The 23,483-nt window shown below is 38.4% G+C and carries 19 protein-coding genes; 15 read left to right on the top strand and 4 right to left on the bottom strand.

Features of this window, described 5'->3' with window-relative positions; translation table 11 throughout:
* Positions 1-60 precede the first annotated feature (60 nt).
* Positions 61-1,611 carry a murein biosynthesis integral membrane protein MurJ gene (gene murJ / locus AC2SLP_RS00275; protein WP_486534558.1) on the bottom strand — a complete coding sequence of 517 codons (1,551 nt, stop codon included), beginning with the start codon at positions 1,609-1,611 and terminating at the stop codon, positions 61-63.
* Positions 1,612-1,866: 255 nt separating this feature from the next.
* Positions 1,867-2,496: a 1,6-anhydro-N-acetylmuramyl-L-alanine amidase AmpD gene (gene ampD, locus AC2SLP_RS00270; RefSeq protein ID WP_486534557.1), complete on the bottom strand. Its 630-nt coding sequence runs from the start codon at positions 2,494-2,496 to the stop codon at positions 1,867-1,869.
* Positions 2,497-2,860: 364 nt separating this feature from the next.
* Between ampD and AC2SLP_RS00265 the strand changes: the two genes are divergently transcribed.
* The 14 genes from AC2SLP_RS00265 to lpxC all read left to right on the top strand — a co-directional run bounded on the left by AC2SLP_RS00265 (position 2,861) and on the right by lpxC (position 20,735).
* Positions 2,861-4,936, top strand: a complete 2,076-nt coding sequence (locus tag AC2SLP_RS00265; protein ID WP_486534556.1) for an Lnb N-terminal periplasmic domain-containing protein — start codon at positions 2,861-2,863, stop codon at positions 4,934-4,936.
* Between the two features lie 52 nt (positions 4,937-4,988).
* Complete coding sequence (locus AC2SLP_RS00260; RefSeq protein WP_486534555.1) at positions 4,989-6,380, top strand: PGAP1-like alpha/beta domain-containing protein; 1,392 nt, start codon at positions 4,989-4,991, stop codon at positions 6,378-6,380.
* A 188-nt stretch (positions 6,381-6,568) separates the two neighbouring features.
* Entirely contained in the window at positions 6,569-7,480 is a 912-nt protein-coding gene (locus tag AC2SLP_RS00255; RefSeq protein ID WP_486534554.1) for an NAD-dependent epimerase/dehydratase family protein, read from the top strand.
* 139 nt (positions 7,481-7,619) lie between these two features.
* Positions 7,620-8,810: a hypothetical protein gene (locus AC2SLP_RS00250; RefSeq protein ID WP_486534553.1), complete on the top strand. Its 1,191-nt coding sequence runs from the start codon at positions 7,620-7,622 to the stop codon at positions 8,808-8,810.
* Between the two features lie 107 nt (positions 8,811-8,917).
* Complete coding sequence (gene pyrE / locus AC2SLP_RS00245) at positions 8,918-9,589, top strand: orotate phosphoribosyltransferase (protein ID WP_486534552.1); 672 nt, start codon at positions 8,918-8,920, stop codon at positions 9,587-9,589.
* 196 nt (positions 9,590-9,785) lie between these two features.
* Complete coding sequence (gene gshB / locus AC2SLP_RS00240) at positions 9,786-10,760, top strand: glutathione synthase (protein ID WP_486534551.1); 975 nt, start codon at positions 9,786-9,788, stop codon at positions 10,758-10,760.
* A gap of 383 nt (positions 10,761-11,143) precedes the next feature.
* Positions 11,144-11,584 (top strand): DUF2147 domain-containing protein, encoded by a 441-nt coding sequence (locus AC2SLP_RS00235; RefSeq protein ID WP_486534550.1) that lies wholly within the window; start codon positions 11,144-11,146, stop codon positions 11,582-11,584.
* A 543-nt stretch (positions 11,585-12,127) separates the two neighbouring features.
* On the top strand, positions 12,128-13,204 hold the full coding sequence (gene murG / locus AC2SLP_RS00230) for an undecaprenyldiphospho-muramoylpentapeptide beta-N-acetylglucosaminyltransferase (protein ID WP_486534811.1): 1,077 nt from the start codon (positions 12,128-12,130) through the stop codon (positions 13,202-13,204).
* A 255-nt stretch (positions 13,205-13,459) separates the two neighbouring features.
* Positions 13,460-14,902: a UDP-N-acetylmuramate--L-alanine ligase gene (gene murC / locus AC2SLP_RS00225; RefSeq protein ID WP_486534549.1), complete on the top strand. Its 1,443-nt coding sequence runs from the start codon at positions 13,460-13,462 to the stop codon at positions 14,900-14,902.
* A 91-nt stretch (positions 14,903-14,993) separates the two neighbouring features.
* The gene (locus tag AC2SLP_RS00220; protein ID WP_486534810.1) at positions 14,994-15,908 is read left to right on the top strand and encodes a D-alanine--D-alanine ligase; all 915 of its coding nucleotides are present in this window, start codon (positions 14,994-14,996) and stop codon (positions 15,906-15,908) included.
* Positions 15,909-16,204: 296 nt separating this feature from the next.
* Positions 16,205-16,945, top strand: coding sequence for a cell division protein FtsQ/DivIB (locus AC2SLP_RS00215; RefSeq protein WP_486534548.1), 741 nt, complete (start codon positions 16,205-16,207; stop codon positions 16,943-16,945).
* A 98-nt stretch (positions 16,946-17,043) separates the two neighbouring features.
* Complete coding sequence (ftsA, locus tag AC2SLP_RS00210; RefSeq protein WP_486534547.1) at positions 17,044-18,327, top strand: cell division protein FtsA; 1,284 nt, start codon at positions 17,044-17,046, stop codon at positions 18,325-18,327.
* Between the two features lie 78 nt (positions 18,328-18,405).
* Positions 18,406-19,590 carry a cell division protein FtsZ gene (gene ftsZ / locus AC2SLP_RS00205; RefSeq protein WP_486534546.1) on the top strand — a complete coding sequence of 395 codons (1,185 nt, stop codon included), beginning with the start codon at positions 18,406-18,408 and terminating at the stop codon, positions 19,588-19,590.
* Positions 19,591-19,838: 248 nt separating this feature from the next.
* On the top strand, positions 19,839-20,735 hold the full coding sequence (gene lpxC, locus AC2SLP_RS00200; RefSeq protein ID WP_486534545.1) for a UDP-3-O-acyl-N-acetylglucosamine deacetylase: 897 nt from the start codon (positions 19,839-19,841) through the stop codon (positions 20,733-20,735).
* 287 nt (positions 20,736-21,022) lie between these two features.
* Here lpxC and AC2SLP_RS00195 read toward each other — a convergent pair whose 3' ends face one another.
* Positions 21,023-21,562, bottom strand: coding sequence for a hypothetical protein (locus AC2SLP_RS00195; protein WP_486534544.1), 540 nt, complete (start codon positions 21,560-21,562; stop codon positions 21,023-21,025).
* 304 nt (positions 21,563-21,866) lie between these two features.
* Between AC2SLP_RS00195 and AC2SLP_RS00190 the strand changes: the two genes are divergently transcribed.
* Positions 21,867-22,625 (top strand): CHAP domain-containing protein, encoded by a 759-nt coding sequence (locus tag AC2SLP_RS00190; protein WP_486534543.1) that lies wholly within the window; start codon positions 21,867-21,869, stop codon positions 22,623-22,625.
* 315 nt (positions 22,626-22,940) lie between these two features.
* Here the strand turns inward: AC2SLP_RS00190 and AC2SLP_RS00185 are convergent, their stop codons facing one another.
* Positions 22,941-23,276: a YhbY family RNA-binding protein gene (locus tag AC2SLP_RS00185; RefSeq protein ID WP_486534542.1), complete on the bottom strand. Its 336-nt coding sequence runs from the start codon at positions 23,274-23,276 to the stop codon at positions 22,941-22,943.
* Positions 23,277-23,483 lie beyond the last annotated feature (207 nt).

Here is a 23,483-nt window from a genome sequence, read left to right as displayed (position 1 = left end):
GCCACCGTTTATTGCGGTGGCTTTTTTATTGTATAAATTAGATCTTAGGGCTGCATAAAGTTAACCATGCTTAAGCTGATGCGGTCTAAAACCTGATGCTAATAACACAACGCCATACACAACTGCGCCGAGCGCACAAATAAGAAGCAATGCTATGACACGGTATAACTGTGACGAATGGGTAGGGAAATAGGGCAGTACATAATAAAGTGCGCCCGTCATCACTACACTTGCAGAAGCAAACTGTAAAATAAGCTTCCTCCAATGTGGACCAAAGCGGAACAAGTTGCGTTTGTGCAGTAGATAATACAAAAGCCCAGCATTAACTAAAGAGGCACCAGTGGTGGCAAGGGCTAGGCCACCATGTAAAGGCAGTTTAAAATAATAAAAAATACCCACAAATATTAAGCTAAAAATCATATTTGCTATGACGGTCACAATCCCAATCTTAACAGGGGTCTTGGTATCTTGACGGGCAAAGAAGGCAGGGGCAAAAATTTTAATGAGCATAAACCCTAATATCCCTCCTGCCATACTACGTAATGCAAACCCGCTCATATTAGCGTCCTCTAACATGAACTCACCGCGCATAAAGAGTGTTTGCATGAGCACATCGGACAATACAAATAGGGCACACGCCGCTGGCATGCCGACGACAATAATTAGACGCGCCGCCCAGTCGAGTGTCTTACGAAACGTGACATCATCTTTGTTAGCTTCACTGGTCGATAGGCTGGGTAGAATAACGGTTCCAATCGCCACACCAATCAGTCCCAATGGCAGCTCTGTTAACCGCTCGGCTGCGTACAACCAGGAGACCGATCCTGTTATCATCAACGAAGCTAGTATGGTGTTTAATAACAAATTTATCTGTGTGACAGATACCCCAAATATGGCAGGCAACATTAAATTTAAAATTCGGCGTACCCCTTCATGCTGAAAATCAACTTTAGGTTTGACCAATAGCTTTTGCATATAGAGCTGAGGCAGCTGAATAAAAAATTGCAATAGACCTGCAATGGCGACAGCGTAGCCAAGAGCCATGATAGGTTTATCGAACATCGGTGAAAATATAAGCGCACCCGATATCATACAAAGATTAAGTAGCACTGGCGCAATGGCTGGCGCGGCGAAGCGTCCATAGCTTTGTAAAATACTGCTCGCAAATGCAGTCATTGAGATAAATAATAAATAAGGGAAGGTTAAACGTAGCAAGTCACTAGCCATATTAAACTTTTGGGGATCGTCAGCAAAGCCCGGTGCAAATAATGTAATTACCCAAGGTGAGGCGAGCATCACAACGACGGTAAGCATAGATAATATTAGTAATAATGCGCCTGAGGTGCGGCTAACTAATATTTGAACTTTTTGGAGGGTAAAGCGTTCTTTATATTCAGATAAAACGGGGACAAATGCTTGACTAAAGGCACCCTCAGCAAACAGCCGCCGTAAAAAGTTAGGGATTTTAAAGGCTACCAAGAAGGCATCCATCAACCCGCCAGCCCCAAAAACACCCATAAGAACCATGTCACGTACTAGACCTAGTATGCGTGAAAGCATGGTCATTGAGCTTACAACCATTGTAGAGCGAAATAATTTACTTTTTGCCATGTAATCTAAGCGCCTTTGTTACAAAGTATTGTCTAAAATTGCCAAAAATTGCATAAAAAAAATTCGCAAAATTTCAATTTATTATAAAATTTTGCGAATTATATCATTAACTGTCATTCCTAATGATATTTTAAAGATAAGATGTCAAATGAAAGATACGCTTAAATTAAAGGACTGCGGCGCTAAATACAGTCACTAATAATAAAAACCACTACTATTAATAAAAACCCCTATTATTTATAAATTCACTACCATTTATAAAAAATCACTATCCATTTCTATAAGTTGACTTAGCTTTTGGCGCAATTTAACCCAATCAAAATGTTTGCCTGGGTCTGTTTTGCGCCCTGGTGCAATATCGCTATGGCCTGTGATATGGCGGCGGGTTTGAGGGTAAGCTTTATGAATAGCCGCAATAGCTGCCGTCAAAGCGTCGTATTGTGAATCACTAAAGTCACGAAAATCGGTGCCTTCAAGCTCAATACCTATAGTGTAATCATTACATTCAGGCGTACCCAAGTAGCTTGAACGTCCGGCGTGCCACGCGCGATCTTCAAAGTTTACAAACTGAGTGATTGCACCATTACGTTCTATAAATAAGTGAGCAGAAACCTTCATACCTTCTATAGTTTTAAAATAGGGATGAGCATCCCAATCTAACGTGTTGGTAAAAAGTGACTTAACATAATGCTGTCCCTTACTGTCTGTCTGTTCAAACTCAAAGGGTGGTAAGCTAATATTATGGATGACGATGGCACTAATGACAGTATCTTTAGGACGATCGTTAAAGTTAGGGGACGACAGCCATTGCGCTTCAAGCAATCTTCCAGAATCGATGCTTAGAGACACAGATGGGGTATCGTAAGTGGAGAATAGTTTATACATGGTCTCTACCAATGAAGGTCTCTATTAGGGTGTTACTTCAATTCGTATCATGACAAAACAATGGGCTAAAAATACCTAAATCTTGACATACATCGTCAAATAACGGATTAATATAATGATATTATCTGCGTTAATTTCCTTGTATGACTGCGATTTATCTTATATTTATCACCACTTTCAAACTGAGGGCACGCACTAGTTAAGGTGACTGTTTATTTAATGTACAACAATATAAAAATCAAACGAGATTATTGATGGTATAAAATGTTTCGCATGCTATTATTTAATCATTGTATTCCTAAAAGATTTTGATGCAGACAAGTGGTGTGCATATCTTGCAACATGATAATTAATAAGGTTTGTTATGTCATATTCAAATTTAACGTCATTTGTTTGTTTTAACTATTTAAAAAAGGCGGTTAATCATAGTAAAAACAATTATTTAGACTTTATAATATTACCTTATCAATTTACTACTAAATTTGCCATACCTTTTGCATATTTAATATGTACTATGAGTTTAGGGTTGTCTCAAAATGTTCAAGCTAGCGAAATCGCTTCAAATTATAACTTTAATAATAACTTTAATAATAACTTTAATAATAACTACCAAAAAACATCTAAACAAGAAACATCCAAACTAGAACCATCCACAAATACTGATCATCAATATCTTATTAACCAGTTAATTAAAAAAGCAGATGAGCAAAACCTTGCAACGCATCCTACGTGGCTACGTCTTCATTATTACAAAGGGGGCGAACAGAATTACGAGAGTCAAATCGATTTGCCTCATTTTTTTATTAGCCAAAATGGTAAAGTAGATCCAAAAGCTGAATTAATTGCATTTATTGAAGCATCCATCACTCAAGGGATTGATGGAAACGATAGTGTGGCATGTCGGTTTCCTGCAAGAATGCATTGGTTAAAAAATGAACTGGGTTTAAAACAAATAACTCCTAACTGCCCTGATTTCGACAATTGGTTCAAAGCACTTGACCCTAAACGGTTGTCCGTCGTATTTGCAGAAGAGTACCCTGATCGACCTGTGTCGGCATTTGGTCATACTCTGATGTTAATAGATTCAGCTAAAAGTCTGGCAGATCCTAAAGCGATTGATGAAGCGCATGCCCTAAATGATACTGTAGCGGGAGATCCTGAGGATTCATTTATCATGTACGGACTAAACGCAGCATTTGGTGGCTATCCCAACGAAATTACTATAGAGCCCTATCCAATAAAACTGGCTGATTATTTGCAAAATGATAATCGGGATGTCTGGACCTATGCGTTAGATTTGTCGCTAGACGAGGTTCAACAGATTTTGCGTCATGTGTATGAATCTAAAGACTTAGAACTGCCTTATTATTTTACAAAAGATAACTGCGCTTCGGAAATATTACGCTACATTGATATTATTCGTCCCCAAGGTAATTTATTAGATGAATTCACCTTAGCAGTGGTACCTTCTGATGTGGTTCGGTTGTTAAAACGAGAAGGATTAATTAAAGATTATGAGTATTTTCCAGCAGACCTTACCCTAAAGCAAGCGAAGATTAACAACTCTCAGTTAAAAGATATGCCACGTAGTAGTATTGACGATGATAATAAGCTGCAACCGACTAATTTAGTTCCTGTCGATAACAATCCCTTAAATGCACATGAATTGCAGCGAACGATGATTGGGGTAGGAACACATGATAATACTGTCTATATCAGCTTGGCGTATCGTGGCGGATTTAATGATCTATTAGATCGACCCAGTGGCTATCCGCAAAATTTCCATCTTGAAGCAGGTAATCTTGAATTAAGAGTATATAAAGATGACGCTAAGTCTAAAGGCAGCCATGACCATGTAGAGTTACAAGAATTAGCTATATTACGTGGCAGGTCTCTTAATCCATTGAATACCGCTCGTAACGGAGAGTCTTGGTTGTCTAGTTGGGGCGTAAATATTCAGGCCACTCAAGTAAAAGATGGTTCTAATATGAACCGCGATAATGCAGATAATGATCCACATACTAGCCACCTTGTAGGTAGCGTCGCCTTTGAGAAAGGGGGATCAGTCGCTTTTGGCAACCCTACGGTTGGTTCGGGTGAATTACCACCACAGCTATGTTACGCACTCGGTACGAGTGTGGCACAGGTGGGTAAAGGATTAAATAAAGGATATAGAGTGGGCGCAGGCGTTAATTTGGGATGCCGTTATCACCTTAATAGCCGTGCCAGACTGGTAGGAGAGGTCAAAGTGCCATACTGGTACCACGGCGACTCTAAAAATGATCGTATCAAAGACAGTTATTGGCAGCCTATTGTTAGTTTAGGGGCTCAATATGATCTGGGTAAAAATCATGCCATTAGATTGCAAGGTAATTATGAGTTGCAAGACGCTATTGAAGGGCAGGACGACATTCGATTATCTTATGTAAACTATTTTTAAAGCCTTTTAATTATGATTGTTCGATGGCTTTTACTGTTTAGGAGATGACGTTATGCTAGATTCTTACGACCCTATTAAATCGGCCTTACTAAAAGCTGGAACTTATAAGGCTGACCCTCTTACAACCGAAAGCTGTGAACCTGAAATTTATAAAGCGACACCAATATCAATTCCCGATTTTCTAGCAGGTATGTCTCAATTAGGGGTTATAGGTGTTATTGAAACCACAGGAATAGTAGAGGCTATTCATCGTGAAATCGTATTACGTCCCATTGGCTTATTGAATCATAAGTATGGGAATATTTGGAATAAGGGGATTAGTAGCCGCATTTATGGCTATATCAAAGGTATAACTTCAGTAGTAGGTCATAGCATTGCTTTTGGTTTTCGTCAATATAATAAAACTTTGGAACATAAATATTCTTATCCTTTACCTGATAAGTTTCATGAATTGGTTAATGTCATTAATGGGGTAATGGGTGATCATTTAGTGACTAATAAAAATCCTTTAGCACTATCTATGCAGTTATACGACAGCCGCGGCGAGCTAATACCTATTGCATATTATCCACCAAACTTTAAAAGTTCAGCATACTCATCAGAGCCCTTAAACAAACAAGCCATCTCATCAAGTTTACCTAAGTCGTCTACTTTGGCTTCCAACGTTGTTATTATCTTACACGGACTATGCATGGGTTATCAAAACTGGCATCCAAATGAGGCGGATGCTTTAGGCCTATCGATTTTGAAAAAGATACCAAATACTACCGTGCTTTATTTAAACTACAATAGTGGTCAACGTATATCTGTTAATGGTCGCGAGCTGTCTAATCTAATGCAAACCTTAGTACAAAATTATCCTAACATTGAAACCATTAATTTGATTGGGCATAGTATGGGCGGTTTGGTATCGCGTAGCGCTTTATTCTATGGTAGATCATTCCCTAATAATTGGGTAAATAAGGTTATTAAACTTATTACACTTGGTACCCCTCACCATGGCGCTGTTTTAGAAAGAATTGGAGATAGCGTACAGCAAACGATCAACAGGTTACCCTTTGCAGGATCTCTAAGTAGACTTGGAGATATACGTAGTGCCGGTATTATTGATTTACGACATGGTAGTATTCGAGATGAGGACTGGCATACTCTAACTACCCGTAGCGTACTTCCTAATCATGAGCGTCTGGTTACACCATTACCTAAACATATGACCACCTATTTGTTAGCAAGTACGTTGAGCGAAGAAAAAGACACGTCTAAAGTTAGCCAAGTGCTTGGTGATGGTTTGGTCGATATTAATTCAGCGCTTGGTGAGCAGGACGAATATCATAATTTGAATGTACCAAAAAGCCAAAAAGCTGTTTTGTACGGTGTCAGTCATATGGCATTGTTGTCAGATCCGCAAGTTGTTAAGCAAGCCATCACATGGTTATTAGAATAAAATTAGTTTAGTTGAACTAGTAAATTTTTAGTTAAAAAAGCTTAAGATTAAATAGGTAGCTTAAACGATAAAATAGGTAAATGCCTGAATAGTTTTTAATATTAATAAGTGTGTTTATCCTATACATACATCTTGCTTAACTGACTTAATTTATATTTAAAATAATAAAATAAGCTAAGGTGAGTTAAATGTCTCAAACCGATTCAATACAACCAACAACCGAACAAAATTTTTTAATAATAGGTCAGGGTGACATTGGATTGCCAGTGACCAATCAATTGGCTAATAATGGATTTGTGGTAACAGGTTTGGCTCGGGGCAGTCGCCAAGATTATGAGCTTAGTGACCACGCTTACTATATTCAAGCAGATGCACTTGAGATTACAGCAGATCAGTTAAGTCCCTTTACTCATATTTTGATAGTGGTAACGCCTGATAATTATGATGCTAAAGACTACCAACATACTTATTATGGTATAGCTGAGCATATTGCCAAGCTTGAGCCTCAGCTGCCAAAGCTTGAACGGGTAGTGTTTGTATCCTCAACAGGTGTATATGGTCAAGATAGGGGCGAGTGGATAGATGAGACAGTAGAGCCGTTGACACCAAAGCGAGAAGCGTCAACATATATATTGAAAGCCGAAGAGGTCCTACGCCATGCATATGGACAGCGGTCAGTGATTTTAAGACCGAGTGGTATTTATGGAAAAGAGCGTTTAATGCGTGTTCGCAAAGCGAAAGAAGATCCGAAGCCTGCAATGCCCCCTTTTGCGTGGACCAACCGTATCATGGACACCGATTTAATAAACATTATAGTTCAAATAATGTGCTTATCAGCAGAAGATGGGCTCAAGCCTATATATATTGCAACCGATTATGACCCCGTAACTTCTTATACGCTCATGAGCTGGCTTGCGAAGCGTGTGGATAGCACACCGCCGGATTTGGCATCTGATGAGGAAATAGAGCCGTCATCTCAGACAAGTTTGGATACAAATATTAAGATGAGTGGTAAACGTTTACACAGCAATATACCGCGTCATTGGTTACAATATCCAGATTGGCGAAGTGGTTATATGCATATATTGCAACACCTTTAACGATAGATTGTGGATGTAATATGGCTCTACGATACAAAATGCGTTAATACCTGTGTTAAGCAAATAATAGATAGCTAAGTCACTGATAGTCAACCAATTAGGTAATCACCCGAAACATACGATATAAAAAGTTAGTATTATGAATACAGATATCTACAATTTAGACGCTCCTTATCCAAAAGGTGCGCCTTTTGAAAGAAATAATGAGGATCTGATGGCCAAGTCGCTATTGCAAAAACAGATTGAACAAGCGGGCATACAACATCCGAATTATGATGCGTCTACGACTGCATTAAATCCAGATCGTCCTTTGACAGACATACCTGTGCCTGCCCCGCGTTATAAACAATCGCTTGATCAGTTGTTGTCTAAGCAATATCCAATGGCAGCAAACTTGCCAATTCAAAAGGATGATAACTCAAGGTGGAGCTTGATCGCCTCTCCTGAACTCGCTTCACACTTTGAGCTATTGCAATTGGGGGGATTGATTAATCTGCCTTCAGGGTTTTTTGAACCCAAAGCGAGTAGCAGCGCCCCTTTATTAACACCCTTGACTCAAATGACCTTGTTAGATATGTCAGACATATATAAGGCATTTAACCAGTATCCTAATTTGACCCGTTATGGATTTAGTGACGACACTAATCACCCTAAAAAATCTAAAAAACCTAACAGCTATGTCGCTGATAAAACTCAAGCTGATCAAACAAACTTTGCTAAAACAAACTTTGCTAAAATAAGCGCTGATAAAACAGACAAAGCGAGTACTGCACAATCAATAAAGAAAACATCGATCCATCAATTATCTGACCATCAATCAACGCTTGATAAAGTCTCTACTATTGAAGTATTTAATGTGGTGCCAGAGATGATCAATGATATATTTGCACCCAATTGGGAGACCATTTTATATCCTGAACGCTTTGATAATGGCGTCGATAGTATAGCGACAGATATATTGGCCTGTAGCACTGCGGTGCATATATTAAAGCAGTGCCAAACCCGTAAAACAGTCAATAGACGTCTCACCGTGGCGCAAATATGCCAACATATGCGCAGTTATGTACTTAGTCAGTGTAATATTCATCCGCAATTTGAAAACCAATACCGACAGATCAGACTGTTTGAAGGTCATGTTATTATGGCAGCAAGCTATTTGGGTATGGATGTTGTACATGCTAAACAGCACTCAACAGCAACCTCAAAGAATGCACAGGGTATGACGAGCGATAATGTAGGGCAAGCTGTTTATACCAATATATCCTCTCAATCTTCACTACTAACTCGGTATCCCAATATTAGTGACTATTATATTAATGGATGGTCATGAGCTAGGCTTTGCTGTTTCTAACCTAAATTAGCGCTATAATACGCGCATTATTAAGGTTGAAAATTTTAAGGTTTTTCTTTTTATATTTTGTTTTTATAGGGTTTTACATGGCAGCTTCTTCACACAACACGTTTAGTAGTAGTAAACTTATTCAATTAGCATTGTCCAATGATGTTTTGAAATTTGGCGAATATGTGCTTAAGTCAGGCCGTATTAGTCCTTATTTTTTTAACGCAGGCTTGTTAGCAACTGGAGAGACACTATCGTTGCTGGCAAATGGATATGCGCAAGCTTTAGCAGATCAAGTCAAATATGCAGACAGTGAGGAGCTCGTTATATTTGGCGCAGCGTATAAAGGTATTCCTTTTGTTGCTGCTACTGCGCAAGCGCTTTGGAATAACCATGGTATAAATGCACGATGGGGCTATAATCGTAAAGAAGCGAAAGATCATGGAGAGGGCGGTAGCTTGGTGGGCGCTGATGTTAAAGGTAAAGCGGTATGGGTGCTCGATGATGTTATTACAGCGGGCACTGCCATGCGTGAAGTGGTTGATATTTTAGATGCCGCCGGCGCTACGGTTTCAGGCATTATTGTGGCTTTAGATCGTAAAGAGCGCGGTCAAGATGCGCAATCTGCCATTCAAGAGCTGTCTCAACGCTTGAATGTACCTGTCAAAGCATTGGTAGATATTGATGATATTATTGAGTACGTGGCAGTAAATGGGGAAGATACTCAGCTTGCAAAAATGCGTCATTACCGTGAACAATACGGTGTATAAGCGCTAAGATTATTGCCTTTAGACTATTACTTAATACTATTGATTTAGAACTACTGATTTAAAACTACTGATTTAGAACTAGTCAAGCCAAATAAGTTTAATTATAAGTAAGCCGTATTTAATATAATCTAACCACTCAGACAAATCATTAATATAAATTTATGCCTAATAAGGCGTATAAATGGAGTAAGTTACCATGAGTCAAACGTCAACGAGTCACTCACTGAATATCTTGGTGGTAATGGATCCGATATCTACGGTAAATTATAAAAAAGATTCGACATTGGCGATGATGTGGGCAGCCAGCGATCGCGGTCATAGTTTGGGTTACTGCCAAATACATGATTTATGGTTAGATCAAGGTACGCTGAAAGTCGATGCACAAAAAGTAACTGTACGCCGTGATCCTGAAAATTTTTATACGCTTGATTCAAAAACGACCCAGCTCATCACCGATTATAATGTGATTTTGATGCGTAAAGACCCGCCATTTAACATGCGTTTTTTATATAGTACCTATATGCTCGATCATGCTAAAGATGCTGGTGTGCTTGTTGTCAATGACCCTCAAGCAATAAGAGATTGTAATGAAAAGCTATTTGCGACATGGTTTAGTGATCTTATGAGCCCCACTATCGTCACCAGTAAACAGTCTCATATTCGTAAATTTATCAGTGAACAAGAGGATGTCATTGTCAAACCATTAGATGGAATGGGCGGTACGGGCATATTTAGATTGACTGCAGATAGCCCAAATATAGGTGCGACGCTAGAGATATTAACAGAACTTGAAACACTTCCGATAATGGCCCAACGTTTTTTACCCGAGATCAAAGAGGGCGATAAGCGTATATTAATTATCGATGGAGAGATTGTGCCTTATAGCTTGGCCCGCATTCCAACTAAGGGTGAAACGCGCGGCAACCTAGCGGCTGGTGGTCAAGGCGTCGCTATGCCAGTCACCGATGAGGAGATGGCTGTGGCAAAGCAAGTTGCACCTATTGTTAAACAAAAAGGGCTTATGTTTGTTGGGCTAGATGTTATCGGTGGCAAAATTACTGAAATTAATGTGACCAGCCCAACTTGTGTACGTGAAATCAATACACAATGCGGAACCGATATTGCTACCGATTTAATGATTGCTATCGAACGTAAGAGACTGTCAGTATAGCGAATCTTATAACAATTGATGTGGCTTTAGCATGTCCTATACGTTTGAGGTCCTATACGCGTACAGTCCTATATGCTTAACGAGGAACTTATGATACATAATGCATTCATCCGATTCTGTTAGTCATATAGTGATACATAGTTAATATGAATATAAGTTTGGTTTATTTGTTATGTCATAAATAATTGTTTTTAATAGTGTATTTATACTAATAGTTTAGTATTATAAAAATTGATGCATGATGTACATGGAGTACCTTATTGCATCACTATAATTTATATAATGATTACATTATTTATAGTTAACATTTAAAAAGTGAAGACTAACTATTTAAAATAAGCTTTATATCTAAAAGCGCTTTAATTACTCAACAAGGATGTCATATGAATGCATTAGTAAAATCAATAGTACTTGTTACTGGTCTAGGTATTGGCTTGATGGCAAACGCAGCGGATCAGCTGAATAATACACAATGGACTACCTTTAATGATGGTAAGCCTGATGCCGTGCTAGAGTTTAAAGAAAGTCAAGGCAAACTGTCTGCTAAGATCGTTAAGGTGCTTGATCCGCGTGCAGCAGGTAAGAGTGTTTGCGATACGTGCGAGGGCAAGTTTAAAAACAAACCGCTAAGGGGTGCAACTGTGCTTTGGGGCTTAAAAGCAGATCCTAATAATCCCAATAAGTATGTCGGCGGTTCTGGTATTGAACCTGAAACGGGTATGACCTTCTCAGGTAAAGCTGAGTTAAATGGAGATACGCTAAAACTACGGGGTTATAAAGGTATTTCATTATTGGGCAAAACACGTATTTTGAAACGTCGATAGATTTAGGCGTACCCTGTACCCGTTTATACACATTTTATACTTAGTTTTTATTATTAATATTACTTACATATATCAGTACGTTAATGAGCCAAGTAGCACCTACTAAAAGCTACTTGGCTTTTTTATTATTTAAACTAAACTGCTTGGCTAATAGCAATTTTTCAAATAATAACTATTTTCAAATTGATAGAACTAACTATTAAATTTTATGTATGACGTCAATATTTTGGATTCAAACGGCTAAGTTAACTACCTTTAAGATAGTGATTTATAATAGAATTATTTGAAGTCTTAACTGATATCGAGTTTTTTTGCTTAATTGTTATCCGTCATAATGTTTGAATGTTCAACAGCCCCTAGTTTGTGGTATGATTTTTTAATTTAATTTTAAACCTTTTATATTTTGTGGTTAATCTACGATTAAATTAAGGTTTTAATGATAATTTTTCGAACAATTGGTTAGGAGCGTATCTTGTGTCTGTATCTTCTGCAGTTAGCAGCAGTCAATTAAGTTCAGCAGCGAGCGTTGCACCCCAAGTATTGATGATGGCAGCAGGTACAGGTGGACATGTATTCCCAGCGTTGGCCGTAGCTGAAGAATTGAGCAAACGTGGGGCAGATATTCATTGGTTAGGCACGCCCAGTGGTATGGAAAATGATTTGGTCAAACCAGTCGGGTATACGTTCCATGCCATTGAGATGCAAGGACTACGTGGTAAAGGGGTTGGACGACTCTTAAAATTGCCATTCACATTATCAAAAGCCATCTTAGCCAGTATTCAAATTATTAAAGCAAATCAAATTGATGTGGTGGTGGGTTTCGGTGGCTATGTAACGGCGCCTGGGGGTCTTGCAGCCAAAGCCACGAATGTACCGCTTATTATCCATGAACAAAATGCAATCGCTGGTATGAGCAATCGTTATCTCTCCAAAATATCTGCAAAAGTATTACAGGCTTTTCCGGATACCTTTGGTGACAGCGACAGTCCAAAAAATCCAAAGCTTGAAACCGTTGGTAATCCTGTACGAGACGCCATATTTAATATTAAACCGCCACAAAAGCGTTATGACCTAAATGATGAAAGCCCTTTACGACTATTGGTAGTTGGCGGCTCATTAGGTGCTCAAATATTAAATGAAACTGTGCCCGCGGCTTTGGCAAAACTTAACATACCAATTGAAGTCCATCATCAGTGTGGACGCAAACATGTCGAAATCACCCAAGCTAACTATACGTCTGTAGATAAGTCACTACATAACGTTGAAGTCATGCCGTTTATCGTCGACATGGCAAAAGCTTATGCGTGGGCGGATGTGATTGTATGCCGAGCGGGTGCACTGACTGTGACTGAAATTCAAAACGTTGGTTTAGCGGCTATATTTGTCCCTCTACCTCATGCGGTCGATGATCATCAAACAGCAAACGCACGTTCATTAGCCGTTGAAGATGCAGCCTATTTAATCCCTCAAAGTAAATTCTCTGCCGAATATCTGGCTGAAATATTAGTTGAATTAGATCGAGAAAAATGTCAATCAATGGCGATAAAGGGTAGAGAACTTGCAAACCCAGGATCTACGATGATAACTGCAGATTTTATCTGGTCACATATTGTACGCTAGTCAGTAAGCACATAATATTAACGTTTAAAGCAATAAATTTTTTAATAATAAAGTTTAAGATGCGACAGTAACGTCATATAAAATTTATCGACCCTCTAAATTTTATTGACTTTATTAATCCTATAAAGATGTACCGATGCTACTTTAGATTGCTAAATGTTTGAAATAGCAATGTGTTTAAAATAGCAATGTGTTTAAAATAGCAATGTGTTTAAAATAGCAAAGTATACACCAATCAGACTTTAAGAGAGACGTATGTCAAACAACACCCAGCCATTACGATTAATCGAAATACCTGAAATGCGCCGTATTAAATGCATTCATTTTATTGGAATTGGCGGTGCTGGGATGTGCGGTATTGCCGAAGTACTTAAAAACCAAGGCTATGATGTGAGTGGCTCAGACATTAAAGAGAGCCCCGTGACCAAACGATTAGAGTCACTGGGTATTAACGTTTTTATAGGGCATGACTCAACAAATATAAGACGTGCGGATGTGCTCGTTGTCTCTTCTGCGATAGATCGTAATAACCCTGAAATTCAAGCCGCGTTGAAAGCACGTCTACCTGTGGTACGCCGTGCAGATATGTTAGGGGAGTTGATGCGATATCGGCACGGCATTGCTGTGGCGGGCGCGCATGGCAAAACGACCACGACAAGCTTACTTACCATGATGATGACGGAAGGGGGGTATGACCCAACGTACGTGATTGGAGGTAAGCTTAATGCGTCAGGTAAGAACGCTGCATTAGGCGCAAGTCGTTATCTTATCGCTGAGGCAGATGAGTCGGATGCTTCTTTCTTGACCCTACATCCTATGGCCGCTATTGTTACCAATATAGATCAGGACCATATGGAGACGTATGAGAATAGTTTTGATAAATTGAAAGCGGCCTATATTCAATTTCTCCAAAATATGCCCTTTTACGGATTGGCCGTTGTATGTGGCGACGACAAAGAGTTGTCTGCTATGATAGATGATATTGGACGCCCTGTTCAGACGTTCGGTTTTGAGCCGCATAATAGTGTCCAAGCCACTAATGTACGCATTGAAGGCACTAAAACTCATTTCACCGTACTACGTAAAGACCGTGAACCTCTAGATTTAACCCTAAATATCCCTGGCGAACATAATGTACTAAATGCATTGGCGGCGGTGACGATGGCAACGGATGAAGGGGTAGATGACGATGCCATTAAGCGTGCTTTGGCGAAATTTGCAGGTGTAGGGCGACGCTTTGAGCAGCTCGCTTGTGTCGAAAAAGACGATGGTGATGTCCTATTGATTGATGATTATGGTCATCATCCAGTCGAGGTGGCGGCAACAATCAAAGCGGCACGTGAAAGCTATCCCGAGCGCCGCTTGGTCATGCTATTTCAGCCACATCGCTATAGCCGTACCCGTGACTGTTATGATGATTTTGTCGAAGTATTATCTCAAGTTGATGAGCTGTTACTACTAGATGTATATAGCGCAGGCGAAGCACCGATATTAGGTGCTGACACCAGATCATTAGCTCGCAGTATTCGATTGCGTGGCGAAGTAGAACCTGAATTAGTAGATATCAATAACTTAGAACCTGTCATGCAGCGCATATTAAGAGCCAATGATATGATTATTGCCCAAGGCGCTGGCAATGTCGGTCAGATCAGTCAAGAGCTTGCAGCCAATAATTTATATATTCTAGAAAGCCCCTAGTTTAATTCGATTAATTATCAAACCCGTGTCTAAGAAGTCAATAACTATGAACCAATCTTCTTCTAATTTACAAACCCACGATTCAATGCCGATACAAGATGCGAGTATTTTTGGAAAAGTCGCCGTTGTCTATGGCGGTAATAGTAATGAGCGCGATGTATCACTTGATAGCGGTAGTGCGGTATTAAAAGCATTACAATCTAAAGGCGTTGACGCTAAGCATTTTGACCCTAAAGATCATGACATTACTGAGCTTAGAAATTATGATCGAGTATTTAATGTATTGCATGGCCGCGGCGGTGAAGATGGTCAGCTTCAAGGACTTTTAGACTGGTTAGGCATTCCTCAGACAGGATCAGGCGTACTGGCTTCTGCTATTGGCATGGATAAGGTACGGACCAAACAGTTATGGCAAGGGTGCGGCTTATCTACCGCACCTTTTTCGCTGTTAACCTCCGATACTGACTGGCAACAAATTGTAAATACCTTAGGCCTGCCTCTAATGGTCAAGCCTGTTCACGAAGGTTCAAGCATTGGGATGAGTAAAGTTAATACTTTAGATGAGCTGCCCAAAGCTTATGAGCTTGCTTCTGGTTGTGGTGATGTGGTTATGGCAGAAAAGTGGATAACGGGCCGCGAATTCACGATAGTTATCATAGATGACGAAGCCTATCCTGTTATCCGATTAGAACCCGCAGACATTTCAAACTTTTATGATTATGAAGCTAAATATAGTCGTAATGATACTGCCTATCACATTCCATGTGGGTTATCAGATGAAGAGGAAGCATATTTACAGGCACTAAGCGTAGCCGCATTTAAAGCGGTTAATGCCTCGGGGTGGGGCCGAGTTGATGCGATGCAAGATGAAGAGGGAAACTTTTGGTTGTTGGAGATAAATACAGTCCCCGGTATGACAAGTCATAGTTTAGTACCCATGGCTGCAAAAGCAAGGGGTCTTGATTTTGAAGCGCTATGTATGCATATTTTATCGCAAACGCTTTAACATGCCATAGCTGATTTACAGTTGTAACTTTAATAAATTATAAAAGGCGACTATCTTAGTTTAGCTGATGTTAATATATGTTTTTATATTATTTTTAAAATTATTAGCATTGGTGTACATGCTATTTATAAACACAATATAAATATGTTGATATCAATAATTTAGCGCCTAGCGTGATATAAACGTAAGGTTTAGTCATAAAACGATACATGGCAAAGAGTCTTAGCGCTATCGCTTAAATACTAAATACGTTACAATTATATGTTGTATATTAAATAAATATAATGGTAGCTTCTGTGAATAAGTTCTCGGTGAATTTAAAAGACTCGGTATCTCCAAAAGTTTGGATAGCCCTAGGCATATTGATTTTTATTATTATCTTTTACTTAGTTTCTGTTCAAATATATAAGAGTCAGCCAGCGAGCATTGTGATCAACCCTGAAAGTTTAACTACATCAGAGCTTGAAGCGTTAAACAATGTTCTTGCAGACCAAGAAGTGGGTAGTTTCTTTACAGCAGTCTTACCAGATATTGAAAGTCTAGTGATGACTGAAGACTGGATTGGCCAAGTTAATATTAAGCGTCAGTGGGGAGAGGGTATTGTCGTTACAGCATTACCTCGTACACCAGTTGCTAAGTTTGGTAGCGAACATTTTATTGACAGTACTGCCAACGTATTCCAGCCTGTTAATTTAGCTCAATTAGATCGAAATGATCTCATCATGCTTCAAGGCGAGAACGAGCAGGCATCTCTGATTATGCAGCAAATGCAACAAGTTAATCAATGGTTTAGTAAGCTTGATATGCAGGTTGAAGATATTATCTTGACACCGCGTATGACCTGGGTTATTCGATTTGATAATGGGCTGCGCGTTATTGTTGATAATGAACGAACTTCTCAGAAACTGATGAATTTGAGCGATCTAATGCAGAACCAATTGGCCAATCGTCACGCTGATATTGTTTCGGTAGATTTGCGATATAAAAATGGATTTGTGATAGATTGGAGAGATCAAGCTGTTGCTCAGTATAGTTAACCTATTTTCACACTTTTACACGTTGTTTTGATGCTATCTGAATTTAGATTGTTTGAAACGTTTTAATTATTATTGTACACATATATGTTCTTAACTTTATGAGTAAATCTGAAAATCTTTTAGCAGTCATTCATTTAAGCGCCACTGCAGTCTATGTAGTTATTGGCGATATTGTTGCTGCTAATGATATTAGGATTAAAGGTGTTGGAGAAGCAAAGACTGAGGCTTTTCAGCAAGGTCAAATCAAAAACTTTAACCAATTAAAACATAGTATCAAACGTGCCATTGTTGAAGCAGAAGAGATGGCCAATTGCCGAATTCATAGCGTTTGGCTAACCCATGCTACTCCTGAGCTTCAAAGTGCTAATTCATTGGGGCTAGTAAATATAGATAGCGGCTCAGTCGAAACGCAGCATATTGTAAATGCGCTTAGTAATGCTAAAAGTAGTGCGCTGGCCAATACCCATTATTTGATGCATCACTGTCAGCAAGGCATCTTTGTTGATAATCAAGATGAAATGGTTGATGACGCTATTGGCCTGCATGCCAATCAATTGAATGTTGCTTACCATCTTATGATGATGCCTGCGGCAAGCAGAAATAATATTCAAAAGCTGATTCAGGCATGTGATGTTACGATAGATCATATGCTATTTGATGCGGTCTCTACCGCAGAATATAGTTTGATGCTTGATGAGCGTCAGCAAGGTGTCTGCTTAATAGATATTGGCGCTAGCACGACCAGTATTTGCGTCTACAAAGAAAACAAGCTTATTTTTACGCACTGTATCGCAGAAGGTGGTACAAAAGTAACTATGGATATATCTGCCGAGCTTGAGCTGACGATGGCGGAAGCTGAAAAACTTAAATTACAGCGTGGGACTGTGGATTTATTAACCATTGACCCAAGCCGATTTGAGGTCATACCAGTGCCAGGTACGGATGATGAGAAAACCGTTAATCATTTAGAGTTGGCACAAATCATAGAAGCACGTTATATTGAGATATATAGACAGCTGTTTCAGATTCTAATCGACGAAGGTTTAATTGATTATCTGGAGCGGGGAATTGTATTGGCAGGTGGCGGTAGTCAAATTGATGGTATGGTTTTATTTTCAAAACGCTTACTGAATTTGAAAGTTAATATGACTAATTCGCACAGCGCTATATCCGCTGATGATAGCTCTAATGATGATGAAAAGATTAAAGAGCTGAATAAAAGAGTTAATCAGCGAGTTTTGCAAACTGCTTTTGGTGCATTATTATATAGCCAAAGTGAACAATTCAGAAATAGCGAAAAAAGCTCTACAGAAGCTTTAAAAGTAAGCAAGCTTGTACAGATTAAAAATAGTCTAAATCGTTTTTTTAAAAATATAATTTAATTTTCAATATTTCACTGTCACCACCATTTTATTATTGGTTTTATAATAAGATAAGTGAAGTGACCACAAGGAGTGATAATGTCTAAGTATACAATGGCTGATAATAGCCAAGATTTGAATAATGGTCAGGCGCGTTTCACCGTATTTGGTGTTGGCGGTGGTGGTGGTAATGCTGTAGAACACATGGTACAACAAGGTGTTAAAGGCGTCACGTTTGTGTGTGCAAACACAGATCGCCAAGCTTTAGATAGATTGACAGCAGAACATAAGCTGCAGCTTGGCGCCAATACCAACAGAGGGTTAGGTGCTGGCGCAAATCCTGAAGTAGGCCGTGAAGCCGCTGAGCAAGAAGAAGACGCTATTCGTAAGCTTCTTGAGAACTCAGACATGGTATTTATTACCGCAGGTATGGGCGGTGGTACGGGTACCGGCGCTGCACCAGTTGTTGCTCGTATTGCAAAAGAGATGCAAATTCTGACAGTAGGTGTGGTGACGACTCCTTTCAAATTCGAGGGTGGTAAACGTGTTAAAGCTGCCAAAGATGGTATCGACCAATTATCAAATTTTGTAGATTCAATTATCACTATCCCTAATGATAAGCTGCTTAAAGTTTATGGTAATATCTCTATGCAAGATGCCTTTAAGAAAGCAGACGATGTTCTCATGCACGCTGTTCAAGGGATTGCGCAAACCATATCTAGTGAAGGTGTTATTAATATCGACTTTAATGATATACGTACTGCCATGACTGCCAAAGGTCATGCGATGATGGGTATCGGTCGCTCAAGTGGTGATGATCGCGCGCGTCAAGCTACCGAGAAAGCAATTCGTTCACCATTATTAGACAATTTGCTATTAGAAAATGCTAAAGGTCTTATCGTTAATGTGGTGTCGTCAGAATCAGTAACATTAGATGAATTAAACGAAATTACTGAAGTGGTTAATGACATTACGGATATTGAAGAAGCAAATATCTTTATCGGTACCGTAATTGATGAGAAGCTTGGTGAAGATTTGCATGTGACTGTTATTGCAACTGGTTTAACACTTGATGAGTCTAAGAACCAACCCAATCAAAATATCCCAAGTCCATCGAGTGCAGAAAAGGTGAACCCTAAAGAGCATGCATCCGCTTATAAGATTCATCAAAGTAATCAACCTGATACGCATCAGCAAGCGGCTACAAATAGTCCAGCAGCTAGTAAAGTTGAAACCAAAACAAACAGTATTCAGGATTATTTAAAGCGTCAACAAAATCGCTAAATTCAGTGTTGACTTAACTAGGTAGAATAATAGGAGTGGGTAGCGACTATATTTGGCTACAGTAGTTAGAATAGTACAATTTTGAATAGTATAAGTTAGATAATACGCTCCTTTATTCTCGTTAAAAGCCAAGCAAACACTTGGCTTTTTTTGTGCAAGTAATAGTACAAATAATAGTATTAATTTTAATATAGTGGCCGTAAACTCATAAATATAACAAAACAGCACCGTTCAATTAGGATTTATCCATGATGAAACAACGTACCATTGCAAACACCATTTCAGTCGTCGGTATTGGTCTACACAGTGGACAAGAAGTAACTTTAACGCTCAAGCCTAGTGATGAGAATACAGGCATACGATTTGTTCGCACAGATATAGATAATGCGCCATTTATCAATGCTGACGCATTTTTAGTAAAAGACACGATGATGTCCTCAAACCTAATCGTTGATGGCGTCAAAATAGGTACCGTAGAGCATTTACTTAGTGCGATAGCAGGATTAGGTATTGATAACCTCTTAGTAGAAGTCTCTGACGCAGAAATACCTATTATGGATGGAAGTGCTTCTCAATATATAGAGCTACTGCTAAAAGCAGGCATCAAAACGCAAACTCCCCCCAAACAATTTATGAAGATATTGAAGCCAGTTCGTGTTACAGAAGGTGACAAATGGGCAGAATTGATGCCTGATGATAAATTTAGTATGGATTTTAAAATCTCTTTTAATCATCCAGGTATTCCCAAAGATACACAGCATTATACATTCGATTTCTCTACCCAAAATTATATACAAAACGTCGCTAAAGCGCGTACATTTGGTTTTATGAAAGACATAGAATATATGCAAAGCAACAACCTTGCACTAGGCGGAAGTCTTGATAATGCTATTGTTCTAGATGATGACGGTATTATGAATAAAAATGGGCTGCGCTATAAAGATGAGTTTGTGCGGCATAAAATATTAGATGCTATTGGGGATTTATATTTAGCAAAATACAGCCTAATTGGAATGTTTAAAGCTTATAAGTCAGGGCATGGTTTGAACAATAAATTAGTTAAAGAAGTCTATTCGAACCCAAATAATTTTGAAATTGTAACAATTTATGACAACACTGAAATGGCGAATAGCTATAAATTATAAAATTCAAGTGTTTTTAATATCTTTTTAATACTGTGTAATACCATTTAAAGAAACATTTTGGAAATATCTATAGAGGTGTAAACTTCTACTGTAAACCTATTTTTGGAAATTTGATGAATTAATTCATAATCCCCTAATTTCAATGACTTGGAAAGTCTCATATCAAAATAACCCTTAATAATCAGCCCTTTGAATTAATTAAATTTAGCTAAATATATTCCTAAATCCCAACAAAACCCCTTAAGAAAGCCACACTCTATTACAAAAAATAACTTTACAGATAGGTTCTAGTAGTGTTTTAAAAGCCTTTCAAGACTCCTTTTTAACCGTTTATCTTTAATGACATGCTTTAATGCGTGTGTTATAGTTCTTCTCGTTGTTTCGGTTAAGCCCTGATTAATATGGGTTTCACCTTTACAAGCAGTCTTAGTCGATTGCAAGGAATGTAGATTAGTATGTTTTTGATTCCCATCACTATGATGAATTGAAGCAGAATAAGTTACGATTACTTCTATATCTTTTAGTTGGCTGAATGTTAATGATTGTTCTTTTAGTATATTGATTAGGTTTTGAGACTGATAGTTAAGATGATTAGCAGCAGTTTGAGACTGGATTGAAATTACCAAACACTCATTTTCGTATTTAACTACTGTTAACGAATTTAAAATCTCTTCTGGTAATCCAAATTTGAATAAGGTTTTAATTTCAGCAGTTAGTTTTTTTAGCCTCAAGTATTGATCACCTAATGTCTTCGGTAAAGAAGATGCTGAAGATTTTTGATGATCAATACGCTTTGCTAAATGATTAGGTTTTACTTTATTGTTCATCTTGATTCTCAAATATAATTAATAAGTTATCGCCTAGTATTATCATAAACAAATTATGATTTAGTTTTGGCTTAAGTTTTTGAGTATAGATATAGAATAATCGATTGTTCATTATATGTCACTTAAGTGGATTTACGAGGTTAGTTAGCCACTTTTAAGTACACTCGATATAGTGAATAAAGATGTATTTATATTTCGTAATATTATTTTGACTTTAATGATTTAATTGAGTCATAAATGAAATCAAATAGCTGTTAGACAGGTAAGTTAAGCAGCTCATTAAAAGTTTAATTTTAGGAGCGTTATGAAAAAGTCACTTATTATTTTGTCGTTAATGGGTCTTAGTGCCACTCAAGTAAATGCATCTGTTCAACATACATACCAACCAAGCACCCCATTAGCATCAGTTAGTAATACTTCTATTACGCCCCTGTTGAATTCAGCAGAAATTACTAGGGTTAATCAAATCTCAACCTTAGCGCCGACTAACAGTCATATTCAACGGGTACAAAATCTTGAGCTATTAAGTGCTCAAGCTCAGCAAAAAGAAGATAAATTATCTGCTTTGGCTGAAAAATTAAATGAAAAGTATGCGACGACATCTTTTGCGACTACCGCAAATAACCCGTCTCGTTACTCAAATCAGCTTGATAGCTCAGCACCACCAGCGATTGCTGCTGCACGTGCTGCAAGAGCAGCTCATTCTAGAACGATTGGCTTATGTGCACGTTATGTACGTAAAGCATTACAAGCTGCTGGATATAGCTTTACACCAAACCCATCGGCTTATCAGTACGCAACTCGCGGAACTTTAGCGCAAGCTGGATTTGTTAAAATTAGCAATAACTCTGCACCTCAAGTAGGGGATGTAGTAGTCTATAACCGTTCTGCAAAACATCCACACGGTCATATTCAAATTTTCGATGGTAATAATTGGGTTTCTGATTTCCGTCAAGCTAAGAAGAGTCCTTACAGCGCAAATTATTCTTATACAACATGGCGTGATGCCCGTTATATGGATAATGCTTCAAACAGCGGCATTTATTTGGCTATGGACGAATAATAGTTATTTTGAACAATAGCTATTTTGATTAATTGTTATCTAGAAAAATGATTATTTAAAGGTTTAAACAGCTATCGTTGATTTAAATATCTTTAATTAAAGCAATCTAAAGACAGTCCATCAAAAATTAAGCTCAGCATTTGCTGAGCTTTTTTTATATGTAGTCCTTAACTTTTTAATAAAGGCTAACCCTAAACTAATCTGCACTAAACTCAAGTTTTAAGCTTTAGTCTTAAGCATAAGTAAAGCCCAAAAAAAAGACTGCTAATTTATTGCAGTCTTTTTAGTCGTTTTTTATACGATACTAAGAATGATTTATTCACTGTAACGAATAAGGTTTGAAAGCTTAGGATTTGCATTCGGATTGCGTCTAAGAAGTAGTGCCATACGACCAATGCTATGAATAAGCTGTGCATCTGTCTTTGCTGCCAGTTCATCGCCAAATGCTTCTCTTTCTTCTTTACTGCCTGGAGGAGTTTTAATTTTGATTAGCTCATGATCGTTAAGAGCCCGATCAAGCTCATCAACTACGGACTCACTCAAGCCATTACCGCCGATGGTTACAACGGGCTTTAAGTGATGGCCAATGCCTTTTAATCGGCGCAGCTCAGTGGTGTCTAGTTTAGAGGTTGCTTTGTTTGAATTACTCATATAATCTCAGTATTGGTTATTAGGCCTAACTTGATCAGCCATTTGATTAGATGATTTAAATATTTTATTAACGTAGCTATATGATCGTAGCTATATGTTCTCTATAAACGATATGCAATTAAACTCACATAATTACGATCTTGCCTCAATTAAAGTCACAATGTAAATAACTCTAATCAAAGCTCGCCTAGTATAATGAAAATTGTA

It is taken from the genome of Psychrobacter sp. CX21, from assembly GCF_057396255.1.
This window is presented reverse-complemented; position numbering and strand designations above follow the sequence as displayed.